The 26,973-nt window shown below is 41.3% G+C and carries 30 protein-coding genes; 4 read left to right on the top strand and 26 right to left on the bottom strand.

What is annotated here, in order from left to right; translation table 11 throughout:
• Window positions 1–33 precede the first annotated feature (33 nt).
• Both recU and ACIFOD_RS13975 read left to right on the top strand, forming a co-directional pair.
• Window positions 34–642, top strand: coding sequence for a Holliday junction resolvase RecU (gene recU / locus ACIFOD_RS13980; RefSeq protein ID WP_430315147.1), 609 nt, complete (start codon window positions 34–36; stop codon window positions 640–642).
• Between the two features lie 103 nt (window positions 643–745).
• Window positions 746–3,469, top strand: coding sequence for a transglycosylase domain-containing protein (locus tag ACIFOD_RS13975; RefSeq protein ID WP_430315146.1), 2,724 nt, complete (start codon window positions 746–748; stop codon window positions 3,467–3,469).
• A gap of 37 nt (window positions 3,470–3,506) precedes the next feature.
• Here the strand turns inward: ACIFOD_RS13975 and ACIFOD_RS13970 are convergent, their stop codons facing one another.
• The 12 genes from ACIFOD_RS13970 to panB all read right to left on the bottom strand — a co-directional run bounded on the left by ACIFOD_RS13970 (window position 3,507) and on the right by panB (window position 15,081).
• The gene (locus ACIFOD_RS13970; RefSeq protein ID WP_430315145.1) at window positions 3,507–4,022 is read right to left on the bottom strand and encodes a YpoC family protein; all 516 of its coding nucleotides are present in this window, start codon (window positions 4,020–4,022) and stop codon (window positions 3,507–3,509) included.
• Window positions 4,019–4,675: an endonuclease III gene (gene nth, locus ACIFOD_RS13965; protein ID WP_430315144.1), complete on the bottom strand. Its 657-nt coding sequence runs from the start codon at window positions 4,673–4,675 to the stop codon at window positions 4,019–4,021. The genes ACIFOD_RS13970 and nth overlap by 4 nt, the downstream gene beginning before the upstream one ends.
• Before the next feature lie 102 nt (window positions 4,676–4,777).
• Entirely contained in the window at window positions 4,778–5,488 is a 711-nt protein-coding gene (locus ACIFOD_RS13960; protein WP_113970679.1) for a DnaD domain-containing protein, read from the bottom strand.
• Between the two features lie 142 nt (window positions 5,489–5,630).
• Entirely contained in the window at window positions 5,631–6,923 is a 1,293-nt protein-coding gene (asnS, locus tag ACIFOD_RS13955) for an asparagine--tRNA ligase (RefSeq protein ID WP_426890694.1), read from the bottom strand.
• 146 nt (window positions 6,924–7,069) lie between these two features.
• Window positions 7,070–8,260, bottom strand: a complete 1,191-nt coding sequence (locus ACIFOD_RS13950; RefSeq protein WP_430315143.1) for a pyridoxal phosphate-dependent aminotransferase — start codon at window positions 8,258–8,260, stop codon at window positions 7,070–7,072.
• A 17-nt stretch (window positions 8,261–8,277) separates the two neighbouring features.
• Window positions 8,278–8,754: a DUF5590 domain-containing protein gene (locus ACIFOD_RS13945; protein ID WP_397553549.1), complete on the bottom strand. Its 477-nt coding sequence runs from the start codon at window positions 8,752–8,754 to the stop codon at window positions 8,278–8,280.
• 12 nt (window positions 8,755–8,766) lie between these two features.
• On the bottom strand, window positions 8,767–8,937 hold the full coding sequence (locus ACIFOD_RS13940) for a YpmA family protein (RefSeq protein WP_082051082.1): 171 nt from the start codon (window positions 8,935–8,937) through the stop codon (window positions 8,767–8,769).
• Window positions 8,938–9,159: 222 nt separating this feature from the next.
• Window positions 9,160–10,005, bottom strand: coding sequence for a hypothetical protein (locus tag ACIFOD_RS13935; RefSeq protein WP_430315142.1), 846 nt, complete (start codon window positions 10,003–10,005; stop codon window positions 9,160–9,162).
• A 76-nt stretch (window positions 10,006–10,081) separates the two neighbouring features.
• Window positions 10,082–12,883 carry an ATP-dependent DNA helicase DinG gene (gene dinG / locus ACIFOD_RS13930; RefSeq protein WP_430315141.1) on the bottom strand — a complete coding sequence of 934 codons (2,802 nt, stop codon included), beginning with the start codon at window positions 12,881–12,883 and terminating at the stop codon, window positions 10,082–10,084.
• Between the two features lie 116 nt (window positions 12,884–12,999).
• Window positions 13,000–13,383 (bottom strand): aspartate 1-decarboxylase, encoded by a 384-nt coding sequence (panD, locus tag ACIFOD_RS13925; RefSeq protein WP_430315140.1) that lies wholly within the window; start codon window positions 13,381–13,383, stop codon window positions 13,000–13,002.
• The gene (gene panC, locus ACIFOD_RS13920; protein ID WP_430315139.1) at window positions 13,376–14,245 is read right to left on the bottom strand and encodes a pantoate--beta-alanine ligase; all 870 of its coding nucleotides are present in this window, start codon (window positions 14,243–14,245) and stop codon (window positions 13,376–13,378) included. Before panC ends, panD begins: the two co-directional genes overlap by 8 nt.
• Entirely contained in the window at window positions 14,242–15,081 is an 840-nt protein-coding gene (gene panB / locus ACIFOD_RS13915) for a 3-methyl-2-oxobutanoate hydroxymethyltransferase (protein WP_430315138.1), read from the bottom strand. The genes panC and panB overlap by 4 nt, the downstream gene beginning before the upstream one ends.
• 101 nt (window positions 15,082–15,182) lie before the next feature.
• Between panB and ACIFOD_RS13910 the strand changes: the two genes are divergently transcribed.
• Window positions 15,183–15,344, top strand: a complete 162-nt coding sequence (locus ACIFOD_RS13910; RefSeq protein WP_181778205.1) for a hypothetical protein — start codon at window positions 15,183–15,185, stop codon at window positions 15,342–15,344.
• A gap of 18 nt (window positions 15,345–15,362) precedes the next feature.
• On the opposite strand, the gene ACIFOD_RS13905 is transcribed toward ACIFOD_RS13910, so the two are convergent.
• The 7 genes from ACIFOD_RS13905 to ACIFOD_RS13875 are packed head-to-tail and all read right to left on the bottom strand — an operon-like array spanning window position 15,363 to window position 20,989.
• Window positions 15,363–16,346, bottom strand: coding sequence for a biotin--[acetyl-CoA-carboxylase] ligase (locus ACIFOD_RS13905; protein WP_430315137.1), 984 nt, complete (start codon window positions 16,344–16,346; stop codon window positions 15,363–15,365).
• Complete coding sequence (locus tag ACIFOD_RS13900; protein WP_430315293.1) at window positions 16,331–17,524, bottom strand: CCA tRNA nucleotidyltransferase; 1,194 nt, start codon at window positions 17,522–17,524, stop codon at window positions 16,331–16,333. Before ACIFOD_RS13900 ends, ACIFOD_RS13905 begins: the two co-directional genes overlap by 16 nt.
• A gap of 42 nt (window positions 17,525–17,566) precedes the next feature.
• Window positions 17,567–18,691, bottom strand: a complete 1,125-nt coding sequence (bshA, locus tag ACIFOD_RS13895; RefSeq protein ID WP_430315136.1) for an N-acetyl-alpha-D-glucosaminyl L-malate synthase BshA — start codon at window positions 18,689–18,691, stop codon at window positions 17,567–17,569.
• Between the two features lie 4 nt (window positions 18,692–18,695).
• Complete coding sequence (bshB1, locus tag ACIFOD_RS13890; RefSeq protein ID WP_397553542.1) at window positions 18,696–19,397, bottom strand: bacillithiol biosynthesis deacetylase BshB1; 702 nt, start codon at window positions 19,395–19,397, stop codon at window positions 18,696–18,698.
• A gap of 1 nt (window position 19,398) precedes the next feature.
• Window positions 19,399–19,806 carry a methylglyoxal synthase gene (gene mgsA / locus ACIFOD_RS13885; protein WP_397553541.1) on the bottom strand — a complete coding sequence of 136 codons (408 nt, stop codon included), beginning with the start codon at window positions 19,804–19,806 and terminating at the stop codon, window positions 19,399–19,401.
• A 12-nt stretch (window positions 19,807–19,818) separates the two neighbouring features.
• Entirely contained in the window at window positions 19,819–20,589 is a 771-nt protein-coding gene (gene dapB / locus ACIFOD_RS13880; protein ID WP_430315135.1) for a 4-hydroxy-tetrahydrodipicolinate reductase, read from the bottom strand.
• On the bottom strand, window positions 20,576–20,989 hold the full coding sequence (locus ACIFOD_RS13875) for a nucleotide pyrophosphohydrolase (RefSeq protein WP_430315134.1): 414 nt from the start codon (window positions 20,987–20,989) through the stop codon (window positions 20,576–20,578). The genes dapB and ACIFOD_RS13875 overlap by 14 nt, the downstream gene beginning before the upstream one ends.
• A 100-nt stretch (window positions 20,990–21,089) precedes the next feature.
• Between ACIFOD_RS13875 and ACIFOD_RS13870 the strand changes: the two genes are divergently transcribed.
• On the top strand, window positions 21,090–21,959 hold the full coding sequence (locus ACIFOD_RS13870) for a YitT family protein (RefSeq protein WP_430315133.1): 870 nt from the start codon (window positions 21,090–21,092) through the stop codon (window positions 21,957–21,959).
• An 86-nt stretch (window positions 21,960–22,045) separates the two neighbouring features.
• On the opposite strand, the gene ACIFOD_RS13865 is transcribed toward ACIFOD_RS13870, so the two are convergent.
• From ACIFOD_RS13865 to ACIFOD_RS13835, 7 genes are all read right to left on the bottom strand, one after another.
• Complete coding sequence (locus tag ACIFOD_RS13865) at window positions 22,046–22,726, bottom strand: zinc metallopeptidase (RefSeq protein WP_113970695.1); 681 nt, start codon at window positions 22,724–22,726, stop codon at window positions 22,046–22,048.
• 59 nt (window positions 22,727–22,785) lie between these two features.
• Window positions 22,786–23,577, bottom strand: a complete 792-nt coding sequence (gene ypjB / locus ACIFOD_RS13860; RefSeq protein ID WP_430315132.1) for a sporulation protein YpjB — start codon at window positions 23,575–23,577, stop codon at window positions 22,786–22,788.
• 66 nt (window positions 23,578–23,643) lie between these two features.
• Entirely contained in the window at window positions 23,644–24,228 is a 585-nt protein-coding gene (locus tag ACIFOD_RS13855) for a DUF1405 domain-containing protein (protein WP_430315131.1), read from the bottom strand.
• Window positions 24,229–24,304: 76 nt separating this feature from the next.
• Window positions 24,305–25,075, bottom strand: coding sequence for a menaquinol-cytochrome c reductase cytochrome b/c subunit (locus tag ACIFOD_RS13850; protein WP_397553536.1), 771 nt, complete (start codon window positions 25,073–25,075; stop codon window positions 24,305–24,307).
• Between the two features lie 48 nt (window positions 25,076–25,123).
• Window positions 25,124–25,798 carry a menaquinol-cytochrome c reductase cytochrome b subunit gene (qcrB, locus tag ACIFOD_RS13845; RefSeq protein ID WP_044336350.1) on the bottom strand — a complete coding sequence of 225 codons (675 nt, stop codon included), beginning with the start codon at window positions 25,796–25,798 and terminating at the stop codon, window positions 25,124–25,126.
• Between the two features lie 13 nt (window positions 25,799–25,811).
• Window positions 25,812–26,321 (bottom strand): ubiquinol-cytochrome c reductase iron-sulfur subunit, encoded by a 510-nt coding sequence (locus ACIFOD_RS13840; protein ID WP_044336348.1) that lies wholly within the window; start codon window positions 26,319–26,321, stop codon window positions 25,812–25,814.
• Between the two features lie 140 nt (window positions 26,322–26,461).
• Window positions 26,462–26,926, bottom strand: coding sequence for a YpiF family protein (locus ACIFOD_RS13835; RefSeq protein WP_430315130.1), 465 nt, complete (start codon window positions 26,924–26,926; stop codon window positions 26,462–26,464).
• Window positions 26,927–26,973 lie beyond the last annotated feature (47 nt).

Raw genomic sequence — 26,973 nt, 5'->3', positions numbered from 1 at the left:
TATGATATAGATTAGTCTGCGAGGTGAATTACCATGAAATTCCATTATCCTAATGGTAAGAAATATGTGGAAGCGTCATTACCCTCAAAAAAAGCGAAGGCAAAACCGAAACAACTATCATATAGCAACAGAGGTATGACCCTTGAAGAAGACATTAATGATACGAACCAATATTATTTAACGTTTCATAAAGCAGTCATTCACAAAAAACCGACTCCCGTTCAAATAGTGGATGTCCATTATCCATCGAGAAGTGCGGCCGTCATTAAGGAAGCATACTTTAAGCAGCCCTCCACGACGGATTATAATGGTGTGTACAACGGAAGATATATCGACTTTGAAGTCAAAGAAACAAAGAATAAAACATCCTTTCCACTTCAAAATTTTCACGAGCATCAAATCCGGCATATGGAAAACGTCCATAATCAAGACGGCATTACCTTTGTACTAGTAAGGTTTTCTGCTTCCGAAGAAGTGTTCTTACTTCCCTACCAAGCTCTAAGGGTTTATTGGGACCGCATGATAAATGGAGGAAGAAAATCAATCAAACGGCAAGAGCTTGAGGAAAAAGGAGTCATCATTCCTTTAGGGCTACATCCCAGGGTCGATTATTTAAAAATAGTCCATCAGTTATATTTTTAGTTTACGAAAAATGAGTTAATCTATAATTTATCTCAATATCAGTAGTATATTTTAAATCTTAGACAATACTAAAAACACTGAAGATTGAAAGTGAGGAAACAATATGGCTGGTCAATATAAGTCAAGGGAAGAAAAGCGTCTGGCCCAACAAAAGTCAAAATCCACAAAGAGCAAGAAAAAGGGCTCTATGGTTAAACGCGTCATTATATCATTATTTATCATCGGTATTATCGGGATGCTTGCAGGTGCTGGATTATTTGCTTATTATGCGTCCAGTGCCCCTAAGCTTGATGAAAAATTACTCAAGGATCCGATTGCATCAGAAATTTATGATATGAACGGGGAATTGATCACGACCGTCGGGAAAGAAAAACGGGAATACGCAAACTTCGATGATATCCCAAAGATCATGCAGGACGCGGTCCTTGCCACAGAAGACAATCGATTCTATAAGCATAACGGAATTGACTTGATTCGATTAGGGGGCGCCGTCATAGCCAATGTGACAGGCGGTTTCGGTTCAGAAGGAGCTTCGACGATTACCCAGCAAGTGATCAAGGGTTCTTTTTTAAGCCCTGAGAAAACATTAAAAAGAAAAGCTCAAGAAGCATGGCTGGCTCTTAAGCTTGAGCAGGAATATACAAAAGAAGAAATCTTTGAAATGTATTTCAATAAAGTGTATATGTCCGCTGGAATAAACGGAATGGCTACTGCTGCAGACTATTATTACGGTAAAGACATTAAGGACATCGAGCTTCATGAAGCAGCCCTAATTGCCGGACTGCCTCAAAGCCCAAACAATTATAATCCTTTTAAATACCCTGAAAAAGCGGAAAAGCGACGAAATATCGTTCTATCTTTAATGGAACAGCACGGTAAAATCAATGAAGAAGAAAAAAAGGAAGCACAGGCCATCCCGATCACTAAAGGATTGGTATCAGCTGAAGAAGTCGAAAAGAAAAACGGAAACAAATATCCTGCGTTTGTGGATGCGGTTATTGATGAAGTTCAAAAAATGGGTGACTATAACCTATTTTCAGATGGCTTAAAGGTTTATACAACCGTTGATCCGAATGCTCAAAAACGTTTGGAAGAAATTTTAGCAGGTGAAAATACCAGCTTCAGTTATCCGGAGAATGCTGAAGAGCCCCTGCAGGCGGGGGTAACCCTTATGGATACGAAAACGGGAGAAATCAGAGCGATTGGTGGCGGCAGAGAGCAAGATCCAAACGTTCAGCGTGGATTTAACTTTGCAATCGATACAAAACGTCAGCCCGGATCTACGATTAAGCCTTTATTAGACTATGCTCCTGCCATCGAGCATTTAAAATGGTCAACCTACCATATTTTAAATGACGAGCCTTATAAATATTCTGATGGAACAGAACTCAATAACTATGATGGTCAATTTAAGGGGCCGATCACGATACGAGAGGGTCTCTGGGATTCCCGAAATATCACTGCCCTAAAAGCCTTTCAGGAAGTCGGTCCAGAGAAAGCAGAGGAATTCGTGAATGGTCTCGGATTAAAGTTCGATCATTATTATGAATCTGCTTCAATCGGTGGTGTGTCTCCTGGAGTAAACTCCGTACAAATGGCCGGTGCTTATGCCGCATTTGGGAATGAAGGTATTTACAACAAGCCACATACGGTTACAAAAGTCGTCTTACGCGATGGTGAAACAGAGATTAAAAATGATAATAAACCAAAGCCTGCAATGAAAGAATATACCGCTTATATGATTTCTGATATGCTGCAGAGCGTCATTGATCATCCAAGAGGAACAGGCCTTTATGCCAAGGTGCCAGGTTTACCGATGGCCGGAAAATCAGGTACGACGAACTATACTCAAAAAGAACGCGAAAAATACGGAATTGCTAAGACAGGCGCACCTGATTCATGGTTTGTAGGCTATACCACAAACTACACAGCGGCAGTTTGGACTGGATATAAGACTCGTTCCATATCACTATCCCCTACGGATAGAAGGGTTTCACAATACATCGTCAGTGACCTGATGAGCTATGTTCACGAAGGCGTTGACACACCTGATTTTAATAAACCGGACAGCGTGGTTGAATCCAAGGTTGAACTAGGAAGCAATCCGCCTAGACTTCCAAGTGAATACACTCCAGATGACAGAGTGATTACTGAATTATTCGTCCGTGGAACGGAACCTTCCAAGGTTTCAAAAGAATTCGACAAGATTGATGCACCTTCAAATCTGAAAGGTAAATTCAATAAGAAGGATCAAACCATCACTCTTGCCTGGGACTATGGTAAAGAGAAGGACGTTCAGTTTGAAGTTGCGGTTTCGATAAATGGTGAAGCGAAACAAGTATTAACGACAACGGATAAGAAAGGATTAAATGTAGAAAACATTCAATCCCAAGGAACGTTCACCTTTGAGGTTGTAGCCATATCAGGAGATCAGCGCAGTAATCCTGCAACGGTCAATGTTGATGTCAAGGCTACTGATGATGAAGATGAAGAAAACCCAGATGAAAACAACGATGAAAATCAAGATAACAATGGTAATGGTAACAATAATGGAAATAACAACGGTAATGGAAATGGTCAAGGAAATGGGAACGAAGAAGATTCAGGTAATGATGGTGAAGACACAGGTGACGATGATGGCACTACTCCTCCACCTGAAGGAGATGGGACTGGTGACGGAGGTACAGATGACGGCACTGGTGATGGTGATGGCACTGGAACCGGAGATGGAACTGGTGACGGTACCGGCGACGGCTCTGGAACTGGAGATGGTGCCACGAATGGTGCACCTGCCACCCAATCAGACTCCCGAAGAGAACAAGAATAAGGTAAAAAGGCAACGAGAACATTTTCTCGTTGCCTTTTTAGTTTTCTCTAGCCCGCTTTAGAGCCAGAGATTTAGCATATTGTTTATGTTGTTCCTCGAATAGCTGAGATAACTGTACGAAGGAATGGAAAAGGGTTGGATTGTTCCTGATAAATGACATTCTCTCCCCTGCGTTAACCGGTTTAATGGAAAGACTATCAATGGGAGTAATGTCAGAATTTAATATTACCGGCATTGAATTACTCCAGTATAAAAGCATATATACTTGTGCAATACTCTTTTTCATCAGAGGTAATGTATCCTTGGAACGTTTATTAAATAACGTTTTAAGACACTCCTCCCCCTCTCTCCAGCTCTTAAGTATGTTACCTATGAAGTATTCATGATCCACCCAGGGAAGCGAACCTGGAGACTCCTCATTGAAATAGAGAATTTCATAAGCGAAGAAAGGCTCATAAGGTATGATATGAGAAGTATCCACTCTCACTTTTAAATCAGGAAAGAAAAAAGGATCCTTTAGTTGTAATGGAATGCTTAAGGTCATTTCTTTCATATGTTACCTTTTTTCTTTAGCCTCTTCTGACCTTCTCTACATAGATCGACCAGCGGGCATACATCACATTGGGGTGATTGGGCTTTACAATGGTACCTTCCAAAGAAAATCAACCGGTGATGAGTTTCGGACCATTCTTCCTTCGGGATTTTTTTCATTAACGTTTTCTCTACTTCTAATACGTTATCTTTCCATCGGCAAATCCCTAATCTCTTACTTACACGTTCAACATGGGTATCTACTGCCAGAGCCGGCACTCCAAATGCAACCGATACTACTACATTTGCTGTTTTCCTTCCTACACCCGGCAGCTTCACTAATTCTTCATGACTTTCAGGAACATCCCCCCCATGTTCAGTCAGGATGATCTCACATAGTTTACGAATGTTTTTCGCTTTGTTTCGGTACAACCCGATGGAACGTATATCCTGTTGAAGTTCTTCCAAAGAAACATTCAGATAATCTTCAGGTTGCTTATATTTTTCAAATAAGCCTTTTGTAACTTTATTCACGAGGGCGTCAGTACATTGAGCCGATAGAAGCACTGCAATGACAAGCTCAAAAGGATTTTCATGACGCAGCTCACAGTGAGCGTCTGGAAACATCTCTCTCATTTCATCTAAGCAAACTTGTATTTGTTTTTTATTTAGCATGTATCCTACTACCTCCAACTTGTCCTAAAAATCAACAAAGATTATCCAAAATAAAAATAGACCAACCCTCAAGCATTTGAGAGTCAGCCCCTTTTTTTCGTCCTATTGCTCAAGCCAATTATAAAATGGTACTGATTTTCGTTTAGGAGAAGCAGCAGAATCATTGGAAGCTGCGGGGTTTTGATGAGAACGGAAGCGCTGGCTTTGGTTACGCGCATCTTCAATGGTTTTCACACCGTTTTTCTTCCATTCGAATAGAATCCGATCGATATATCTAAAATTCAGCTTGCCGGATATGACAGCTTCTCTCAATGCTGCTTTAATAATAATAGCATTATGATCATCCTGATCCAACCACATGGCCAGGGTTTCACATTCTAACGGAGATAGCGGACGACCAAATTCCTGTTCGAATGTCGTGTAAATGTCCGCTTCTTCTTCCATGGATTTCTCCATCTGCTTCATTTTGGAATCCTGTATTACGAACTCAGCCATCTTTTCCCATAAAGGATTAAGAGAATACTTTTCAAACAGGATTCCATCAGGTGAAGATCCCTCTTCGATCGATAGAAACTGTTGTTGCATTAACTTTCTTAAAATAGATGAACAGTATTCAGTAGAAATACTCATAGGTTCCGAGAGCTCTTCTGGTGTCGGGAAATAGTTTCCCTTTTCCAGATGACCGTAAATTTGCAATAACAGAACAAACTCTGACTCATTTAAACCAAGGGTATTGTAATTTGATAATAATAATTGCGGAATGTTAAGTGTCCCCTCTTCGATCCAGGACACCATTAAACGTTTATAATCCATATTCGGCACACCTCACTCACTAGTATATCATGCTTCAGTATATGTGGACATGGTTATGAATTAGAAGAAAGATGGAAAAAGAAAAGAACCGGCCGGTATTGCTTTTAAAGCAATCCAGCCAGCTCCTTGATTGAGATTTGTATTATGGATACAAACGGTTTAGTAGACGTGGAAATGGGATGGTTTCCCTTACGTGTTCTACTCCGCTTATCCAAGCCACTGTTCTTTCAAGTCCAAGACCAAATCCTGAATGAGGAACAGATCCATATTCTCTTAGTTCCAAGTACCACTTGTACGCATCCGTAGCAAGTTCGTGCTCTTCAATGCGACGTTTCATAAGTTCCGCATCGTGGATACGCTCTGAGCCACCGATAATCTCTCCATACCCTTCTGGTGCGATCAGGTCGGCACATAATACGACATCATCACGGTCTGGATCAGGCTGCATATAGAAAGGTTTTAGAGAAGTCGGGTAATGCGTGATAAATACCGGCTTGTCGTAGCTTTCAGCTATGGCTGTTTCATGTGGTGCTCCGAAATCGTCTCCCCACTCGATATCATCGAACCCTTTTTCATGCAATAACTTAAGTGCATCGTCATAAGTGATTCGCGGGAAAGGCGCTTTGATCTGCTCTAATTTAGATGTATCTCTTCCTAATCGGTCTAATTCAAGCTTGCAATTCTCCAGGACCGATTGAACGATATAAGACACATATTGCTCCTGCACTTCCAGGTTATCTTTAAAATCATAGAATGCCATTTCAGGCTCGATCATCCAGAATTCGATTAAATGACGACGAGTTTTCGATTTCTCCGCTCTGAAAGTCGGTCCGAAAGAGAATACTTTCCCTAATGCCATGGCCGCTGCTTCCATGTACAGTTGACCACTCTGAGAAAGGTAGGCATCTTCTTCAAAATATTTAGTGGCGAATAACTCGGTCGTTCCTTCCGGAGCACTTCCAGTCAGAATGGGAGGATCCACCTTTACGAATCCTTCTTGATTAAAGAACTCATAGGTTGCACGGATGATTTCGTTACGCACTTTCATCACGGCATGCTGTTTACGGGAACGAAGCCAAAGGTGACGATGATCCATCAGAAATTCTGTTCCGTGCTCCTTCGGTGTAATTGGATAGTCCACTGCTTCATGAATCACTTCTACGGTTTTCACTTGCAGTTCGTATCCAAACGGTGAACGGGAATCTTCTGAAACCGTTCCTGTAACATATAGAGATGTTTCTTGAGTTAATGATTTTGCTTTTTGAAAGATTTCTTCTTCCACTTCACTTTTTACGACAACACCTTGAATGAATCCAGTTCCGTCACGAAGCTGAAGAAAGGCAATCTTTCCACTTGAACGTTTGTTGGCAAGCCAAGCACCAATGGTTACTTCTTCTCCTACAAACTTACTTACTTGAGATATAGTAGTTTTCACGATTTTTTCCCTCCAAAAAAACTTAAGACGCTTATGTATCGTTATTTATTATACATTTACCATTATCCCGCCGCAATAGATACAGCAAAACGAGATGATTTTAAGGAAAAAGCAGACCGAAACAAACGCGGTCTGCAAACCTTATATTATTTACTCTTCCTAACAACAAATTCATGCATTCTCTCAATTGCTTTTTCGAGTGCATCAAGACTTGTGGCATAAGAAAGACGGATATTATTGTCCGATCCGAAACCAGAACCTGGAATAACCGCTACCTTTGCCTCTTCCAGCAGAGCTTTGGTAAATTCGTCCACATTGTTGTAGCCTGTTTTCTCGGCCGCCTCTGACACATTCGGGAACAGATAGAAAGCACCTTGAGGCTTCAAACAATGAAACCCTGGAATACTGTTCAATTTATCAAAAACAATGTTTAGTCGCTCTTCAAATGCCTGTCTCATTTCCTCTACAGGTTGTTGATCTCCTAAATAGGCAGCAACTGTCCCATATTGTGAAGTCGTCGTTGGGTTAGAGGTAGAATGACTGGCAAGATTGGTCATTGCTTTAATGATTGCCTCGTTCCCTGCCGCATATCCAATTCTCCATCCCGTCATGGAATGAGATTTTGACACCCCATTGATCACGATGGTTTGCTCTTTAAGTTCCGGAGATAATTCAGCAATAGACGTGTGTGAGTTCCCGTCATACACAAGCTTTTCATAAATCTCGTCTGAAACGATCAGAATATCGTTCTCTAAGCACACTTCTCCAATCGCTTGTAACTCTTCCTGGGAGTATAGCATGCCTGTAGGGTTACTAGGTGTGTTGAGAATGACTGCTTTCGTTTTGGAAGTAATCGTCTCTTTTAACTGCTGTGGAGTAACTTTGTACTCATTCTTTTCTTTCCCTTCAACGATCACGGGAGTTCCTCCGGCAAGCTTCACTTGTTCAGGATAGCTGACCCAGTATGGAGTAGGAATGATGACTTCATCATTTTCGTTTAAAAGAACTTGAAACAATGTATAAAGGGCATGCTTTGCACCACTCGTCACGATGATCTCAGATGGTTTATAAGTAAGTTTCTGATCTGTTTCAAATTTATGGATGATAGCTTCTTTTAATTTGGCCATACCACCGGATGGAGTATACTTTGTGTGGCCTTCAGTCATGGACGCATACGCAGCATTGATGATATGTTCAGGAGTATTAAAGTCAGGTTCACCTGCACCTAAACCGATAACATCAATACCCTGTGACTTCATTTCCTTTGCTTTTGCAGTAATCGCTAAAGTCGTTGATGGTGTTAAAGCACTTACTCTGTCAGCTAACGTAAATTTCATTGCAGTATTCCCCCTGATCATAAATTTTCAATTTTTCTCCACCATTCTCCAGTAGAAAACAGCAGGTAGAAGTAATTTAAATTGTCTTGTTGATCCAAGTAGGTGATTTCCCATACAGGCCCAACAGATTCATATCCTAAACGTACCGATAATAATTCCTTCGGTTGTTTTTCCTCATTTAGTTTATTGATTGCCTGTTCTTTTGAGATACCATCTGCCCATTTTTTCTCGATTATTTCCCCTTTTTTATTGGGTACCCAAGCGACGAGCTTCTCATTTTGATCATCCTTGCCTGTCACAACAACATATGACTTAGATCCGTTATAGAAGCTTGTGTTTTCAACTTCAACGATAGCCGTTTCAGCTTTCACTCTATCCAGAGCTTTCTCTGCCTGATTATCCAAAGGGTTCCGTGAAACTTGATAAAGTACGACCGAAGCCGTTATCCCAATGACTAAGAACAATAGGGCGAAAATTGTTATCCATTTTTTCATTACAATCACTCTTTATGTACGATATATTGTTAGTACTGCTTGATTCTGATCTTCCGGATCTAAGGCTAAACCAAACATATAATCATCTTTTTTTAAGGTTCTATTTAATGTATCAACCACTTTATATAAGTTATCCGTATATTCGATACGAACGGTGGAAAGAATTTCAATTCGGCTCTCCATGGTGTTCCTCCTTTTACCCGCTTACTTACGTTACTCCCCTAATAAAAACATTTTTTCTACTCATGACGTCACTGCTACTCGCCACACTATGAGTAAGAAACGCTACACACATTATAACAACATTAATGGCTATTATGGTAGAGCGTATCACAAAAACGATTTCCTAATCCACACTCAGTCAGGCTGACAACGTTGACAGCCTGACTTTTTTCTCTTTCGGCATTAGTGTTTTCCGCCCTCTTCTTTAAACACTCCATCTTCTTGATCAAAGGTAAGCACTTCGTAGTTTCGCTTATTAAATTTGATGGCGATCAATCCATGTTGCCCAGTTAAGTACAGATCAATCCACGCCTCGTTGATGGCTTCGAGCATTTCACCATTAAGAAGCCTTTCCTTACAACGGTATAGTAAAGCCGTTTGAGGATCGATATGCTTCAGGAGACTGTGTGACATGCTTTCCGATTTAGAATGAAGAGGTATTTTGACAATATTGACGTTCTTTAGGGGTTTTGTAAGTAAAACCTCTTCAGAATGCAATGATTGTGAGCTCAGCCACAAAAAGCGATGATGGAAGAAGGTAATGGAAAAGTCCAATCCCTCTCCTTTCTCATTGCCTTCATGCATCACATTTAATGCTAACTCTTTTGAAAGCGAGTATGACTGATCTTCTGTGATCGTGTGCATCCTAAAGGAACCTTTTTTCTGTATTGCTTCAGCCAGGGATTTACCCGTTATTATTTCTTTTATGGAATACTTCTTACCAAGTTCAGTAATCATATCCTCATGCACTTCTCTTTTTTCCGTGAGGATGATTGCCTTAATGTTGTCAATATGCATTTGATTCAAATAATAATATAATTGTTTACTTTCCTGAAGGGGTCCTGTATTAATTAAATAATTTTTCCCGGAAGCTAAATGAAGAACTGCTACCTCCCCTTTTAAAACAGGAAGAAAACTAATCGCATACTCCTCATGTGATACATGTAAATCCACCTGAGGCACTTTCATTCCATAGGCATTTGAAATGACAAGGAAAAAAGTCAGCATTACCGAAAAGATCACTCTCATTTTCAATCCTCCAGTTTCACATCTACTCTTTAGGTTGTGTTAAAGAGTAAAATTTATCACTGAAGTTTAATCTGTATTAGAGCCAATCTTCAATCCATGAAACCAAATCAAATAAATCTCCTTCTTTTAGTTCCATTGAAGGAATCGACTGCAAGAAAGCCTTACCATACCTTGTCGTCATCACTCTTCGGTCATATACAATCACGATTCCCCGATCACTGCTTCTTCTAATCAGCCTTCCTACCCCTTGCTTGAACCGAATTATCGCTTCGGGTAAAGAGTGAGAAGAAAACGGGTTCTTCCCTTGAGCCTTGAGGATATCTGATTTTGCCTGATTGACAGGCTCGTCAGGTGGTGAAAATGGAAGTCTGACCATGGCAAGACAAGACAGGTCTTCTCCTGGAATGTCTACACCCTCCCAGAAACTACTCGTTCCAAATAAAATCGCCTTGTCAAATCGCTGGAAGTTCTTTGTCAGCCGTGTACGACTTCCTGAGGTGATTCCTTGTGCCATTAATACATATTCCTCTAATAAACCACTTTCTTTCATCAGCTCATATGTTTTCCTTAACATATCGTAAGACGTAAATAAGATGAGCATTCGCCCTTTCGTCGCTTGAGCCACTCCAATTAAATGCGAGCTTATTGCTTCAATATACTCTTCACTTTGAACTTGCTGAATTTCAGGGACGTCTGTTGGGACGAACAATCTGGAAACTTCATTGTAATCAAAAGGAGAAGTAAGCTGTAACTGCTTTACCCCTTGACCTATGAGTCCAATCTCGTTTAAGAAGTAATTGAAAGACCCTCTGACGGTCAGGGTAGCTGAAGTAAGGACGACACTTTTCTTTTTGGCAAAGATCTCATCTTGAAGATTACGATTGACGGTAACTGGTTGAGCTTGGATAGAAAGACTATTCGGTAATGATCTTGTATCTCCATCTAACCAGAGAACATGGTTGTTCATTTCTCTTAAAAAGACGGTTTGAAAATTCATTCTCAACTCTGCCCAATCCACTAAAAAGCTGTAGAATTCTTCAATCAAGGCTTTTTCTTTATCTTGTAGCTTGATCTTCTTATCCTTGATTGTCTCCAGAATCTGCTGAAACTCCTTTTCCACAAACTTCATTCCTGAAATAACCCGTTCCATGGACATGAGTACAGGTTGGAAGTAGCTGCTCTTCTTCATTTCGTCCGTAATTCTCAGCTGTATTTTTTGTACTCCGGTTCTCTTTTTGGCTTTCTTATAGAAAACGCTCGTCAACACTCCGATGGCCTCTTCTAAATCAATGTAAAACTGACTAATACGAGAATCCAATTCAAATGAGTGGGTATTCATTTGAACTGAATGGTTGGAAATAAGCTGATCAAGTCGATAGAACAACTGTTTTTGGTCCAGAGTTCCTAACTGGGAAGTACTAAACTTAATGGAGAGATAATCCATTACAACTCCAAGATGCTGTCTTGCTGACTTCTCCAGATGATGAGCCTCATCTATCACTAAGTAATCGTAAGGAGGAAGCATGCTGCTTTCCTTCACAATATCAGTCAGAAGCATTGAGTGATTTGTAATGATGATATCTGCTTCTTGAGCACTCTTTCTTGCGAAAAGATAGAAGTCTTTCCCAACCCAGGGATCTTTCGTATGAGGTAAGTGCCATCCGTCATGTTTTAGACGATTCCAGAACAACTGCCCCCCGGAAGTAAGGTTAAGTTCATCCATATCACCGGACTCTGTTCGTGTAAGCCATACCAGAATTTGCATCTTTGTCAGTACTACGTCATATTGAGACTCATCTTCCCTGAGAGACTGTTCAAACTTGAACAGGTTTATGTAATGATTTTTCCCTTTTAGTAGTACGGTTCTGAATGGTGTAGGGCTTATTTTTTCCAATAATTTAATTTCTTTATGAAGTAATTGCTCTTGCAATTGGATGGTGTATGTACTGATGACCACTTTTTCATGAGAGCCCTTGGCAAACATGACCGCAGGCCATAAGTAGCCCAGTGACTTGCCAACCCCTGTCCCCGCTTCTATGACCACATGCCGGGATTCATGAAAAGCCTGTTGAATCTCATCCATCATTTCCATTTGCTGCTCTCTCTTCTCATAGAAGGGGACATATTGCGCCAAGTGTTCTTCTATATCGGGTTCATCAATATGGAGATCTTCAATAGTTGATTCATCTTTCTGTGAAGCAGATTTCTTCCGGAGAGCCAGTCCCCGATACACCTCTAACTGTGGTGGAAGGTCCTCTACGTGTTTTTGTTTCTCACTCACAATACTGTCAAACAATAAGGAAAGATCACTTTTCAAATGACGTGAAAGCTTGTGAAGATTTTCGAGTGTGACTAAGGGCAGCTTTGACAATTCTTCAATAAAATAAAGAAGAATTTCGGCTGTCACATAGGCATCACTGTCTGCCTGGTGAGGTCTTACGTGGCTTAATTCCAATGAATTGGATAATTCCGTCAGCTTAAAACTGTCTGCTGATGGTAAGACCACTTTAGCTAATTCTACTGTATCGAAGCTAGGACCCGTAAATGGGTTATAGCCTGCATCTTCCAGTTCTGCTTGAAGAAATGATAGATCGAATTGAACATTGTGAGCAACAAAAACGCCATGATCCAGAAGCTCAAGTATTTTCGGTGCAATTTCATGAAAAGCTGGAGCGTCCTTGACCATATCATCATTGATCCCCGTCAATTCCTCAATAAACGCAGGAATCGGTTTTCCAGGTGAAACAAATGATGTGAATTGATCAATGATTTTTCCGCTTTCTATAATAACCGCTGATAGTTGAATGATTTTTTCTCCCTTTTTAGGAGAATTTCCTGTTGTTTCAAGATCGATAACAACGAGTTTAAATGGGTACATGTTCTTCACTGCCTTTATTTAGATCCTGCATCATACTCTTATGATTTCTAAATAATTGTACCATAAACAAAAAAGCAAGTCTCCTATTCACAAATGAGAAGACTTGCCGCTTTCTTTTATAGTATTGTCGCTTCAGGTTCTGTACCGATCATATCAATGATACGGTTTTTTTCTCCCATGATAGCCACTTTCGGGATATGATCATAGACCATTTCTTCAGCTACTAGTTTATACGATATGATGATGACAATATCACCTTTTTGCACAAGTCTTGCAGCTGCGCCGTTCAAACATATGACGCCGCTTCCTCTTTCACCTGGTATAATGTAAGTCTCCAGGCGGGCTCCATTGTTGTTGTTGACAATCTGAACCTTTTCATTCGCCATCATTCCGACTGCATCTAATATATCCTGATCGATGGTAATGCTTCCCACATAATCCAAGTTCGCTTCTGTTACAGTCGCTCTGTGGATTTTACCACTCATCATCGTTCTAAACATTTGAATCCTCCTCTGGTTCTACACTGATGATTATATTATCAATTAATCTGGCCTGTTGAAATTGAACTGCCAAAGCTATAATGATCTCACCCTGTAATCTGGACAGTTCCGCTAACTCAGGAAAGGAGTACACTTCCACATAATCGATTTTTCCAGAGGTATTTTCTTGAACGTTCATTGAAATCATGGAAATAATCGAATCGGGGTCTCTCTCTCCGGCATCAATACGATTTTTTGCTTCTATCAGACTTTGATAAAGTGAAGGAGCTTCCCTTCTTTCTTCTTTTGATAGATAGACATTTCTTGAGCTTTTCGCCAAGCCATCCTCTTCCCTGACGGTAGGCACCCTCACAATTTCCACCGGAAAGAAATAGTTCCTTACTAACCCTTCCACTACTGCAATCTGCTGGGCATCCTTCAGCCCGAAATACGCTCTGGTCGGCTGAATAAGGTGAAACAATTTAGTCAGAACGGTTACCACTCCGTCAAAATGACCTTCCCGTTTTCGTCCGCACAGTACTTCTACCCGCTCTATCACACTCAAGGTTACAGATTGTTTCCCATCATACATATCTACTACTTCAGGAATAAAGAGTATATCAACCCCGACATTCTTTGCTAACTCCGTATCTCTTTCAACATCACGAGGATAGCGGTCGAAGTCTTCATTCGGACCGAACTGCAGGGGGTTTACAAAGATACTCATCACGACAGTATCGTTGTTCTTACCCGCTTCCTCCGCCAGAGTCAAGTGCCCTTCATGAAGGTATCCCATTGTAGGGACAAATCCGATAGAGGAACCTGAATTCTTTACTTGTTGTATCGAATCTTGCAGATCTTTTATGGTCGTTATCACTTTCATTTTTTCATTCCACCATAGAGAGCATCCAATTCTTCATCCCGCATCGTGAAGGAATGGTCATCAGATGGGAAGCTCCCCCCTTTAACTTCTTCTATATAGTTTTTTATGCTGATATGAATGGCTTTTGATACGTTGCTGTATTGTTTAACAAACTTAGGCACACGATTCACCCCGTATGTTACAAGATCGTGGAACACTAACACTTGGCCATCTGTTTCACTGCCTGCACCAATTCCAATGGTCGGAATCGTTAATGCTGCTGAAATTTCTTTGGCTATTTGCTTTGGTACACACTCTAACACAAGAGCAAAGGCACCTGCCTGTTCACATTTTATGGCATCATCGATCAACTTTTTGGCTGTGTCGGCTGTTTTTCCTTGTACTTTATATCCTCCAAGGACACCGACGGATTGAGGCGTTAAACCTAAATGAGCCATAACGGGTATGCCGGAACTTGTAAGGGAATGGATACGATCAACCACATGATCTCCCCCCTCTACCTTCACAGCGTGAGCGCCTCCCTGTTGAAGAATCTGAGCCGCTGTTTTAAGAGTTTCATCCCTTGACAAATGGTAGGACACAAACGGCATATCAGTGACGATAAAAGTATCTTTCGCCCCTCTTTTTACGGCTTTCGTATGATGGATCATATCTTCAACTGTAACAGGTACCGTTGAGTCGTAACCCAATACAACCATTCCGAGGCTGTCACCAACAAGGATGACATCAATTCCCGCTTCCTCCGCTATCTTGGCACTTGGAAAATCATACGCTGTAAGCATGGAAATCTTTTCTTTCTTATTCTTCATCTTAAGAAAATCTGATGTTTGTTTCATAATGTCCTCCTTCTTTTCAGTCAGAGGTGACGAAACGAAATGAAAGCACTTTCATTACACAAATAAAAAAACCTCCTGAATAAATGACAGAAGGATCATAAGTGTTTAGTATCATTGTTTCGACCCTCTGTCCCAGTCCACAATGGATCAAGGCAGAAATTGTATTGAAGTTATTAAAAGCTGAACGTATAGGGGTGCAGTTCCAAGGATACTGCCCAATGAGATTATACCATAAAAATACCGGGATGGAAGCAATCGAATAGCCTCTATCCCGGTTTCATTTAAATATTCACTTCAATATCTGCAGAATAAATCTGATGAACGGTCCCTGCTGAGTCTTCGATCTTCAGAACTCCCTCATCGGTTATCCCGAGTGCCCTTCCTTCAATCGTTCCATTGATGGTACGGGCACGGATATTCTTACCGATACTGATTGCATAACTCTCCCATAACAGCTTGACCGGAGTAAAGCCTTCCTTCATATAAATAGAATATAGGGCTTCGATTCGTTCTAACACCTTTTGAACAATTTCTGATCTTGATAAAGGTTCCCCTTGTTCTATAGCCAGTGAGGTTGCAATCTTCTGAAGTTCATCAGGAAAGTGTTCCTTCGTGTGATTTACATTCATGCCGATCCCGATAATAATGGAGTTTATTTTATCAGATTCAGCCTGCAACTCCGTCAAAATCCCCGTCACTTTCTTTCCATCGATTAGAATATCATTCGGCCATTTGATTTGCGGATGAAGGTCTGTTACTTCCTCGATCGCTTGAACGACGGCAACGGCAGTAATGAGTGTAAACTGTGGGGCTTTTTGGGGTGGAAGAAGGGGCTTTAAGATCAGACTCATCCATATTCCCGTTCCCTTTGATGAGTGCCACTCTCTCATTAACCTGCCTCTTCCGGCAGTTTGTTCGTCAGCAATGACCAATGTACCTTCTGATGCACCGTCGCCAGCAAGCACATGAGCGATGCGCTGTGTACTTTGAACCGACTCTTCATAGTGGATCACTCTGCCTAGCGTTTTCGTTTGTAATCCTAAGCGGATCTTACTTTCTGTCACACTATCAGGGGTTTCAATGATTCGATACCCTTTTTTTCTTACGGCTTCTAACACAAAACCTTCTTTACGAAGTTCTTCAATATGCTTCCAAATAGCCGTTCTTGAACACCCTGCTATATCAGCCAGTGCTTGTCCTGATAAAAATTCCTGATCCGATTCAGACAAAGCGTGAAGCAGTTTCTTCTTTATAGTCGATTGCATGTCTGTAGCCACCTCCTTATCGTTTCTTTATCGTTATGGATTGCATCGGTTATAATCGCCCATTCAATTTCAGCCAAAAGTTCTTTCATCCATGGACCACCCTTTTTGTTCGCCCATATCATTAAGTCCTCTCCTGTTACATCCAGTTGTTGTCTCGATGTAATCGCTAATGATTGATATTCTTCTTTCACGTTTTCTATAGAAGAATCGGGTTTGGATTCTATGCATTCATGGACTTTCTCAACATTAACCGCTGCTTCCAGGCCGGCACGATAAAGCAAAGGCTTAGACCAGCCGGACTTCCTTCTTTCCTTTAAAATTCCAAGCTCCTTCGAACGTTCCCGTATCGTTTTCGTCGGGAGCCTCCAGTCTTTCAGAAAATCCTGGGTATCAATATCCCCAATGTACAAAAGAAGTAACCATGCTTGGTCCTTATTTATGTCTTCTAATCTAGGAAGATCCGCAACTTGTTTAAGAGTTTCTTTATGTTGAGTTAAATGAGGGAGTTCAGTATATAGGTTGGTACGGACCAGGAGGGAAAGTGCCTCTCGTTTCCATTTACCTCCCGTAATCTTCTCGAACTCCATCGTCTTTCTTTCTACGGCTATATGCTCAAGAAGGCTGGAGTGCTCTTCTAATGCATTCAGTGTAACAGGCTCGACCTTGAAGCCTAATTGACTGACAAAGCGCACTCCCCTCATCATACGAAGAGCGTCCTCAGTAAACCGTAAATCCGGTGATCCCACGGTCCGGATCACTCTATTATGTATGTCTTCGAGGCCCTTAAAGGGATCATATACTTTACCCTCAGCATCCATGGCCATACTATTCATGGTAAAATCACGGCGCTCCAGATCTCCTTCTAATGAGCGGATGAATTCTACCTTATCCGGCCTTCTAAAGTCCGCATAGGCAGATTCAGTCCTGAATGTCGTGATTTCATATTCCCTGCCCTCATCAATGACCAGAATGGTTCCGTGTTCTATGCCGATATCAATTGTTCTCGGAAATATCTCCTTTATTTCTTGTGGATAGGCAGACGTTGCGATATCTACGTCATTAATCGGACGACTCAGGAAGTGATCCCTGACGGATCCACCAACGAAATAGGCAACGAATCCCGCCCTTTCAATCTTCTTTAATACCGGTACGGCTTGTTGGAAAATACTCGGTAACATTTTTAACACCTGCTTTACTAGGATCTTTTCCTTCCGACTTTATCATGGTAGAAGCTCTTTGTAGATCCGTTCATACTCTTCGACAATTTTGCTGGAGTGAAACTTTGTTCGGGCCGTTTGTAGTGCATGTTCCGAGAGTTCCTTGTGAAGTGTTTCATCTTTCAGCAAAAGCAGAGACTTTTCTGCCACTTGTGCAACGTTCCCGACTTCACATATAAAGCCGTTGTATCCGTCCTCAATGACTTCCGGAATGCCTCCTACATCTGTTCCAATGCTCGGCACGCCGCAAGCCATAGCCTCCAGGGCAACTAAACCGAAACTTTCTTTTTCTGAAAGCAGCAACTTAATATCACTAAGCGAATAAAGCTCTTCTAAGTTATCCTGTTTTCCAAGGAACAAAACTCGATCTTCTAGTCCGAGTTCTCCCACCTGTCTGCATATCACCGTCATTTCAGGTCCGTCCCCCACAAGGAGAAGCTTGGCTGGAATCTCACTTTGTATAAGATTGAATGCTGCTACAACATCCTTTACTCTTTTCACCCCACGAAAGTTGGAAACATGAATAATGACTTTTTCATTGTCCTTAATCCCATATTCATTTCTAAGATGCTGGGAATCTACTGCCTTGTATACTCTTTCGTCTATGAAATTATAGACCGTTTGAATGTCCTTATCCGGCTGTATCAAGTCATTGGTTTGTTTCACTAATGCGGAAGAAACCGCGGTGACCACGTCAGACTTTTCGATCCCGAATCGAATCGCTCCTGTTAAAGAAGGGTCATAACCAAGCACGGTAATATCGGTGCCGTGCAAGGTGGTGACAATCTTCACATCTTTACCAGACATTTGTTTACCCAATATGGCACAGACTGCATGTGGGATCGCATAATGTACATGAAGGATGTCCAGGTTCTCACGCTCCGTAATTTCTGCCATCTTATTCGCCAGTGCTATATCGTAAGGCGGATATTGAAACACTGAATACTGACTCACTTCCACTTGATGAAAATAGATGTTGTGATACATTTTATTTAACCGAAATGGAATGCTCGAGGTGATAAAGTGAATTTCATGACCTCTTTCTGCTAATAATTTCCCAAGCTCTGTTGCTACTACGCCTGAGCCTCCAACAGTCGGGTAGCAGGTAATACCTATTTTCATTTTCATACCATTAATCTCCTAACAAATCTTGATGCAATATTAGGGTGTTATAGGAAAAGAATCCTTCTGCATAACGTAAGCCCGCTTCTTTCCCCATCATTCGCTCCCTCGCTTCAACCGCTTCTATGTATCCTTCAGTTAAAGGAGTAGACACTCCTTCAGATCCTTGGTTAAATTGACTCGTATATGCCTCTAAGCTACGAATCTTTGTATTCATAAATGCCTCAATATTCACTACAAATTGAGGTTTATGAAAGCCGTTGATGATATAAAAATACAGATTATCCGCTTTATGTGCCGGCGTTGTGGCATGAAATTTCCGAATTCCAGCTGAAAAAAAAGCTTCTTTGATCAATCGTGAAGCATTCCCATGATCAGGATGGCGATCCTGCTCGTAGGGAGCAAATATCACTTTCGGCTTGTACATTCTGATCACGTTAACCACTTTCTGTATGTTTTCATCTGTTATGTAAATGCCTCTATCAGAAACATCCAAGGTCTCCCTCTTGCAGGCACCTAATATATGTGCAGCTGACATTGCTTCTTCTTTCCGCAAAGAAACGGTTCCATTTGATGAAAGCTCGGCTTCTGTGAGATCGCAAATCACAATCTTCTTTCCTTCTGACGCATATTTTGCAAGGGTGCCCCCCATACCGATCTCCACGTCATCGGCATGTGCGCCAAATGCGAGGATGTCTACTTGTTGATCCACATTACTCCTCCTTATCCTTTACCACACTCCGCCACTCGATATCTCCTCTTTGAAGCCCTTTTACCAATACTTCTGCTGTTCCCATATTGGTGGCTAATGGAACTGAATACACATCACATAGTCTGATTAGTGCAGATACATCAGGTTCATGAGGCTGAGCTGTTAAAGGGTCTCTAAAAAACAGGACAAGATCCATATTATTATTGGCAATATAAGAACCTATCTCCTGGTCTCCCCCCAGTGGACCTGACCTGAAACGATGGACAGATAATCCCGTTTCTTCCCCGATTCTCTTTCCCGTTGTTCCAGTTGCAAAAAGAGCGTGTTTCTCAATTATCGACTTATAAGCCAATACAAAACGAATCAGATCATCTTTTTTCTTATCATGAGCTATTAATGCGATATTCATAACACTCACCCTTTAATCTAATATATTTTCCAACCCGTAAACAAGTGTATCCAGCTTCATGACCGTATCAACGGAAACTTTCACTCCTGACATGAAGCTTCCCCGGTTAAAAGAGTCATGGCGGATTGTTATTGTCTGACCTTCCGCCCCTAACATCACCTGTTGATGAGCAATTAATCCCGGCAGGCGAACACTATGGATATGCATGCCGTCAACATTCGCTCCCCTTGCACCAGAATGCGTTTCATTTTCATCTGGGTGTCCCTGCTGCTTCGATTCTCTCACTTCCCTGATCATTTCTGCTGTTTTCAGAGCAGTCCCTGAAGGAGCATCCAGTTTTTGGTCGTGATGTAATTCAATGATTTCGACATCATTAAAATACTTAGCTGCCATTTGGGAAAATTTCATCATGAGCACTGCACCGATAGCAAAGTTAGGAGCGATGATACATCCCAATGACTTTGATTCCGCAAGGGTCTTGAGTTCATTTAATTCATCAGTAGAAAAACCTGTCGTTCCCACCACGGGTCTAACGCCGTAATCAAGGGCGGTTTTCGTATGGTGATAACCTACCTCTGGAGTCGTTAAATCGATAAGCACATGTGGGGTTTGATTTTGAAAGCATGTTTCAATATCAGCGTACACCGGTACATCAATATCTATTTCTTCCTTGTAATCAATCACACTAATAAGCGTAAAATGTTCAGTATCCCTTACTAACTGAACCGCTTCTTTCCCCATTCTTCCTCTTGGTCCTGCAATCGTGACGTTAATTTGTTCCATCTTCATCCCTACCTTCAATTCTTGTCCAGCGATCTTTATCTCTTGTATTAAATTTATGCATCACACGATCGTGAGCCTCTTCCAGGCTGATATCCAGGGAGTTTGCCAGGCAGATGACCACAAACAATAAATCCCCCAGTTCTTCTTCAATCGTTTTTTCTTCTTCTGAATCCTTCTTAGGTTTTTCTCCATGATAATGATTCACTTCTCTCGCTAGTTCACCAAGCTCCTCGGTGAGCCTCGCAACCATTGCCAATGGACTGAAATAACCTTCTTTAAATTGACTTATGTATTGGTCTACTTCCTTTTGTAATTGATCCATCGTTTTTTTATTATCCATAAGAAGCCACACTCCTTCAGTATCTCCTATCATGTTAGCTAAATCCTTCCCGTTTGACAAATATTACGTTTGATTTATTAACTCTTCATTGCCAGTTTGTTTCTCTTCTTATATAATGTCTCTGTCAACGAGATAATACGAATAGAAGGAGGGAACACACATGTTGGGATTACGTATAAAAAATATTTTATTCATCCTGTTGGGGTCAGCTATCTTCGCATTTGGTCTTGTCCATTTTAATATCCAAAATAAATTGGCTGAAGGCGGGTTTACCGGTATAACACTCATCCTTTATTTTTTATTTGACATTGATCCGTCTTACTCCAACCTTGCCTTAAATATTCCCCTATTTTTCTTAGGCTGGAAGCTTCTCGGAAAGAAAGCTTTTTATTATACTGTACTCGGAACCGTCAGTCTTTCTGTATTTCTATGGATTTTCCAAAGATATCAAATGACGATCAACCTGGAAGGCGATCTGTTTCTTGCTGCATTATTTGCAGGGGTTTTCATCGGGGTTGGACTGGGGATAATTTTCAGATATGGCGGTACGACAGGTGGCGTGGATATCATCGCCCGACTCGCCCATAAGTACATAGGATGGAGCATGGGGAAAACGATGTTTATGTTTGACGCCGTCGTCATTGGAGCATCTCTCATCACGTACCTGGAATACAGGGAAGCCATGTATACACTGGTCGCTGTATTCGTGGCGGCAAGGGTCATTGACTTTATGCAGGAAGGGGCATACTCAGCCAGAGGAGCTATGATCATTTCTGACAGCCATGAAGAAATCGCAAGTGTCATCAATGAAAAAATGGATCGGGGAGTAACCGTGTTAAGAGGGCATGGTTCGTTCACGAAACAAAACCGGGAAGTGCTCTACTGTGTGGTCGGGAAAAATGAAATCGTCCGCCTGAAAAATATTATCACAAGCGTCGATCCACACGCATTCGTCTCCGTCACCGTCGTACATGACGTACTTGGCGAAGGATTTACGTTAGACGCAGATAAGAATCCTTTACATGACTAAAAGGTATTCAACCACCTACCTGCATCTTCATCGTACAAAAAGAAGCTGGACCCTAGTATTGAGTCCAGCTTCTTCTTTATTTAGTATCAATCGTCACCATTCATGCCAGTAAAGATTAATACAAGTCTAAGTAATTCAATAACCGCAACTGCAGCAGCAGCTACATATGTCATTGCCGCGGCGTTCAATACTTTACGTGCATGTCGTTCTTCTTCATTCCGGATCAGTCCAAGTGAAACGATTTGGTTCATAGCCCGGGAAGAAGCATTGAATTCTACAGGAAGAGTGATCAATTGGAACACGACCCCAGCTGCCATCAGAATGATACCCAGGAGGAACATCCCTGTCATTTGAGTGAACATCCCGATCAATAAGAAGATCCAGGACATATTGGAGCCTATGTTCGCTACTGGAACCAACGCATGACGGAATCGTAGAAATGCATAGCTTTCAGCATCTTGAATCGCATGGCCGACTTCATGGGCCGCCACAGCTGCTCCCGCTACAGAATGTCCGTGATAGTTATCCGGTGACAATGCAACCGTTTTTGTAATCGGGTTGTAATGGTCACTTAAAAACCCTCTGCCTTCCACGACCTTCACGTTGTGTAATCCATTGTCGTCCAAAATCCTTCTAGCCATCTCCCTGCCAGTCATACCTGAAGTGGTGGCTACTCTTGAATATTTCTTAAACGTACTCTTTACTCGCATTTGAGCTCCAATTGGAATCAGAGCAATGAGTAAAAAGTAAATTAAAAATCCTGCCATTATCGCAATAACCTCCAGATGTTTAGATACCTAAATTTTATAGTGCTAAAAGCGCGCTGTCAATTTTTTTGACGCTCTGACTTTTTCGCTTCCCCTTGTCCTTTATATTTTCTCCAACCTACATAGGATAATGTAGAGACAATGATACTGCCTGTTGATATGATCACCCACCAGAGGGAAGGATCTGCTTCATCCTCTTGTTTATTCTCAAATAGCTTCTCAAGGTCCGTTTCCAATGATGTTAACTCGTTCATTGCTTCTGTGCTTTCCAACACGTCTTGCCTATAATGATCTAAGTAAGAAATTCTTGCTTCCAGCGCTTGAGCCCGTTCTACCGGAATATCCAATTTGATACTTGGTTGAATAATATTATATTTCGATAAAAACACATTCAATGTGGTATGGTATTCATCTACATTTCCATCTTCCGCTGCCGACTTCACTCCATTAAATGCTTCCATGATCGGGTCTTCCATTTCGACCCACAAAGGCTGATATTGACTGCTTAAAGCATCCATCACAAGGCGGAACTTTGTAACGGCGTTCACCTTCTGCTCCATGTCAGCAGAGGTCTGATTGATACTCTCCACTGCCAGATTATGTGAGATGGTGAGAATTCTAAGCTCATCCATTGAAAAAGAGCGTTGGGCACTTAAAGACGCAAATTCATCAGAGAAATAAACCAGTAGATGTTTCGCTTCTTCATATCTTCCAGCCTTTGTCATTTGTAAGGCCTGGTCTGCAACTTCATCAAGCTCGTTCATCGGAGACGTCGACTCTACTGCATTTAATGGGTGAGGTATTAAAATGAGAAAAAAGAAAAGCGCGATAAAGAATTGGATAAATTTCATACTTGTCCCCCCTAAAACTTCTAGTAAAGTTTATGAAAGGGTGGACAAGAGTAGACCAAAAAAAGACTATGGCCTAACTTGAATAGCTAACCGTTTCGTTTTTTGCGTGAAGAAATAAGCGATAGCGATCGAGACAATACTCAACCAGAAAGTGAAGTATCCAATATGCTGTATGTACATAGACAAACTGGAGTAAACGGGAAACTGCATATATACGTAATCAATGATGTCATTGTGTACAGTCCATACGGCACCTATTACAATGTGCCAAATCCTCACCCGGTAAAAGGAAGAATACAATATCCCTTGGATAGCCATTGCTCCATGTGACGCCATGAGCATATATCCCTCCCAAGGTAACTCACCGGAAACCCACAGTGTTAACAAATTCATAACCACGGCCCATATCCCATATTTAAACAACGTGATAATGGCTAACACTTCAAATAATGGCCAATTACGATTCAGTAAAAATGCTATGAGAACGAAACAGAAAAACAGACTGGCTGTCGGGCTGTCAGGAACAAACACTAAAAATTGCGAGGGAGTATTTCGTAGTTGTGGGATATACCATATATAACCGTATATTGTGCCAAACAAATTTACAATGAGAAGCAACCACAGAAACGTTTTGTTCTTCAAGATGGACATGATCCAGAGCATTTATTTAATCCTCTCTTTCAAGTAGAAAAAAAAGAGCCAACGTAAGCCGGCCCTTTTTCACTATTTATTCTTTTAAACCAGAGATGAATTCAGCCAGTTTGTCCAGCTCTTCGTCTGATCCTTTAAATAAACCTGCAGGCATACCTGGTGGTTTACCGTTTTTAGCAATATCCGCCACTTCTTCAGGTGAGAGGCCCGTTGCAACTAAAGAAGGTCCTGCTCCGCCTTGCAGATTTTCACCATGACAGTTAATACAACCGTTTTTCTGGTCTGCATAGATTTTATAGCCTTCAGATTCTTTATCAATATCCACTTCAGCTTGAATCTTACCTTGTTCCTTCGCTGCTTCCCAGTCATGAGTTGCAACTGATTCCCAAGTCAAGAAATATGTCGCTGCAAGTGCAAGTAACATGAATCCTACTGCAAATGGACGTTTCGTTGGGCGACGTTCAGGTCCTACGTCGATAAATGGAGCAAGTAAAAGCGCTCCAAATGCGATTCCAGGAATAACGAATGCTCCAATAACATTATAAGGTCCAGATGCATATGTGTATTTAAGTAATTGGTATAAGAATAAGAAATACCAGTCAGGTAATGGAATATATCCAGTATCTGTTGGATCGGCAACACGCTCTAACGGTGATGGATGAGCAACCGTTAGACATAGATAACCGATTAGGAAAACAGCTCCAACTAACCATTCTTTTAGTAAGAAGTTTGGCCAGAAAGCTTCTGTTTTTCCAGGGAACTCCGAATAATCTTTAGGAATATTCGGCTTTCTGTCTGCAGGTACACGTGAGTCGCCTACAAACTTCATCCCTTTTCCTCGATGCATAGCGTCCCCCTCCTTCTAATTTAAGGTTTATTAATTTATGTTCGTATCTTATAGTGGTCCTGAAATACCTTGCTTACGGATCATCAGGAAGTGAGCTCCCATTAGTCCAAGCAATGCTGCAGGCAGGAAGAATACATGGATAGCGAAGAATCTCGTTAGTGTTTGTGCACCAATGATAGAAGAATCTCCAGCGAGTAAGATCTTCACTTGCTCACCAATAAATGGTGTTGCAGCTGCTATTTCAATACCAACCTTCGTAGCGAATAGCGCTTTCATATCCCACGGTAATAAGTAACCAGTGAAACCAAGTCCTAACATTACGAAGAAAATAAGTACTCCAACAACCCAGTTCAGTTCACGAGGTTTTTTGTATGCACCTTGGAAGAAGACACGTAGTGTATGTAAGAACATCATTACGATAACCAAACTAGCTCCCCAGTGATGCATTCCACGGACAATTTGTCCAAATGCAACTTCATTTTGCAGGTAATACACAGATTCCCAAGCGTTTTTAATATCTGGAACATAGTACATTGTCAGGAACATTCCAGATAAAATTTGAATTACGGTAACGAAGAATGTCAATCCACCAAAGCAGTAAACAAACGCTGAAAAGTGATGCGCCGGGTTTACATGTTCAGGTACTTCGTGATCCGCAATATCGCGCCACAAAGGCGTAATGTCCAAACGCTCGTCAACCCAATCATAGATTTTGTTCAGCACAGATTACGCCCCCTTACTTAACATATTTATTTGGTTCAGGTTGTCCAAGGTATAAAATACCGTCTTTTTCTTTTGTTGGATATACATCCAACGGTGCCGTCGGTGGTGTACCAGGAACATTTTTCCCGTTTTTCTCATACAGACCACCATGACAAGGGCAATAGAACTTGTTTGGGTTACTCTTGTCGCCCGCCCAGTTAACTGTACATCCAAGATGCTTACATACTGGTGAAAGAGCAACAACATTCCCCTCTTTGTTCTTATAAACCCATGCAGTTTGTGTTACTTCTGATGTGTACCACGCATCTTTTTGTTCATAAGAGAAATCGACACGTACTGGTTCATTTGTTAATTCTGAAACTTTTTGCTTTGTCGCTTTAAATTCTCCAGCAGCTGAAGTTTTTAATACTGGATCTACAGCAAATCGAACCATCGGCATTAACATTCCTGCCGCCATGAAACCGCCTACACCCGTAAGTGTATAGTTAAGGAATTGACGTCTAGATACACGATGTTTGCTCATCCTTTTCCCCCCTCTATCGTAAGGTAAGTCCATCGGACATATTTCGCACAAATATAAAACTAGGACATAACTATGATATATTAAACTCTATACAAGGTCAATAACTCTCTATTCTAAATGATGGACACAATGTGAAGTTTTTATGAATTTTTTTGCCATTTTTGTACAATCACATTTAAGAGCTGCTTCACTTGATCTTCCATTATCGAATGTTTGTACTGTTCATCTAAATGTTCAAGCGGTATGGAGGGTACCCAAATCAAGCGGTCATTCAATTCCTCCTCTACCTTTTTCCACTCGCTGTCCGACGTAAGGAAGAACGTATGTTTCACTCCACCCGCACTTAATTCCCCGGCCCACTGGGTTAATCTTGAAACCTCACTCTCTCTTGAAGTAGACATAGAATACGTAAATGGAGGGGGCATGATCATTCTACCCTTAAATTGTCTTTCAAGGTGAAAGGTTAGCAGTGAAATGAATTCCGATTGTGCTGCGGACACTTTGATATCCTTCCCGAAATCAACAGGAACAATCGGAATGACAGCTGTATCTATGTATTCTTTTTCAGATTCAAAGACTTCAATATCTTTTACGTTCCAATTCATTTAAAACCCTCGTTTCTTCTTTCATTTTCCACTTCCCATCATATCAC

The organism is Rossellomorea sp. NRS-1567 (genome assembly GCF_050467885.1).
Lineage (GTDB): Bacteria > Bacillota > Bacilli > Bacillales > Bacillaceae_B > Rossellomorea > Rossellomorea aquimaris_C.
The sequence above is the reverse complement of the archived record's forward strand: the minus strand, read 5'-3'. Positions and strand labels throughout refer to the sequence as shown.